This window comes from Psychroflexus sp. MES1-P1E (assembly GCF_002836055.1).
Classification (GTDB): domain Bacteria; phylum Bacteroidota; class Bacteroidia; order Flavobacteriales; family Flavobacteriaceae; genus Psychroflexus.
Map to the genome: position 1 here is coordinate 1 of NZ_PJBS01000250.1, position 2,181 is coordinate 2,181.

The 2,181-nt window shown below is 28.9% G+C and carries 3 protein-coding genes; all 3 read left to right on the forward strand.

Translation table 11 applies throughout. The features are described 5' to 3' along the window. The coding region (locus CXF67_RS09435) for a hypothetical protein (protein WP_102088533.1) at window positions 1-494 on the forward strand (494 nt) is incomplete at its 5' end. A gap of 3 nt (window positions 495-497) precedes the next feature. After that, a complete protein-coding gene (locus CXF67_RS09440) occupies window positions 498-1,364 on the forward strand; it encodes a hypothetical protein (protein ID WP_145990440.1) in 867 nt (288 codons plus the stop codon). 156 nt (window positions 1,365-1,520) lie between these two features. Beyond that, a complete protein-coding gene (locus CXF67_RS09445; RefSeq protein WP_145990441.1) occupies window positions 1,521-2,033 on the forward strand; it encodes a hypothetical protein in 513 nt (170 codons plus the stop codon). Window positions 2,034-2,181: the final 148 nt, after the last annotated feature.

Consider the following 2,181-nt stretch of genomic DNA (forward strand, 5'->3'; position numbering starts at 1 on the left):
GCCACAAGCTAAAAAAAATCCAAACTACAATGATTGAATGGATAAATGAAAAATTCGGAACAGAATTTACCGAAGAACAATTGATAAATGTTAAAGATTTCTCACTTCTTTGGAACATATTCGAAAATCTTGTTTGTGGTAATCGTTGCAATGTAAATCGTTTAGAGGAAAAACTAAACCCTATCGCATTTCAAATTGCTGACTTTCAAGAAAACTTTGAGTATTTTCAAAATAGGTATATTGAAAATGGAACAACAAACGGTCGATTTGAACATCTGAACTTTCGAAATGGAGACAGAAAAGAGTTTGTTGCAAATGTACTTTTAGGGAATGAAAATATAACTTCTGCCAAAGTTTTAGCACTAACAATTATAGTTTATCGGTTCAGAAATAATCTATTCCACGGATTAAAAAATTTTATACAAATTGACCAGCAAGAAGAAAATTTCAGAAATGCAAATCAAATTTTAAAAAACATTCTAACACATTATTAATATTTGAGCAGACTACAAGAAATATTTAGCAATAGAGAAATTTCATTATTAATATGGCTTGGAGTTTTTATAATATTTGTTCTCACACAAAAGTCAATGCGTAATTCATTGGCGGATGTTGTGAAATTACTTTTCGGGAAATATTTTCTGGCAATCTATTTAACTTTAGGTGTATACTTGTTTGGAGTATTTGTCTTTTTAAAAGCGTTAGGATTTTGGACTTCTGCTGACATAAAAAATTCTATATTTTGGCTTTTATCGGTTGCATTTGTTTTAGTTTTTAGCCTAAACAAAGCAAAAGACAGTAAATATTTTAAAGCACTTATTATCGACACTATCAAAGTCATTGCGATATTACAATTTGTAATCAACTTCTACAATTTCAGTTTAGTGACAGAACTAATACTACTTCCAATTTTAGTGTTTATCGGAATGTTACAAGCTGTTGCAGGTTTAGATTCAAAAAATGCCCAAGTGGCAAAAATACTAACGAATTTAATGGCAATATTTGGTTTCGGACTGTTAATTTATTCCATCTATAAAATGGCGAATGGTTATTCTGATTTCTTCAAATTAGGAACATTACATTCCTTCATATTACCAATACTACTTACAATCTTGTTCTTGCCTTATTTATATTTCTTATCACTCTACAGCATTTACGAATCATATTTTATTAGACTTGATTTTATGACTGTCAAAAAAGGAAAAGTTAAGAAAGTTAAAAAGTATATTAGACAAAGAGCACATCTAAATATCAATCGACTAAATAGAATAATAGAACGATTCGATAAAAGAGTGTTCTATGACGATACGAACTTGAAAAAATATGTAAAAAAAATAAGCAAACCAGATAAAGCCAGTGGCTAACACCGTGTAAAAAAAATTGCTGGTAAAAGCTTACTTACAAAAATCCTCGCGGATTTTCTTGGTTTGTGTTTTATTTACTAACTTCATTGCTTAAACCACGCAACTTTCCTTACACAAACACGTTAGCAAAAATTGAAAAGACTAATCTAATAACTTATGAAATTTATAAAATTCTGTTTTTTTGTTTTGATGCTATTATCAATATCAAATTGTTCAACTACTAGAACTAACTTAGGAAAATCAATTGAAAAAAAAATTGAATTACAATTTAATTCTTCAGGCTTAGCTCTTCTTTTCGAAGGAAATGGAATGATAGATGTCTATGAAAATAAATTGATTATAAGAATTACTGATGCAACAATAAAGTTAAATCCTAAATTTAATAATAAGAATTATGAAATTGGAGACATGTATGCTTGTTTAGGAAAGTTTACTGACGATAAAAATAGAAAGTGGAAAACATTTAACAGAAGTATAAAAAAAACCATTAATAAAAAAATTGATTCGAATACTGACTCTCTAAAAATTACGAATTACGAATTCGAAGTTCCATATTTTTCTGAAAAAGATTTGACTGACACTTGGATTGTTTTTAAAACCACTAACAAATCTCGCGAAGGTTGGACGTATGCTCATTCATTAAATAAAATGCAAGATTTTAGAAAATAAATTATTAAAAAACTTTTGCTAACCCCGTGTATAATTAATTGCTGGGTCACTGCCGACTTACGAAAATTCCGCTGGAATTTTCTATCCGTGATTTATTTGCTAAATTAGGTGCTTAACCACGCAAATAACCATACACAACAACGTTGTG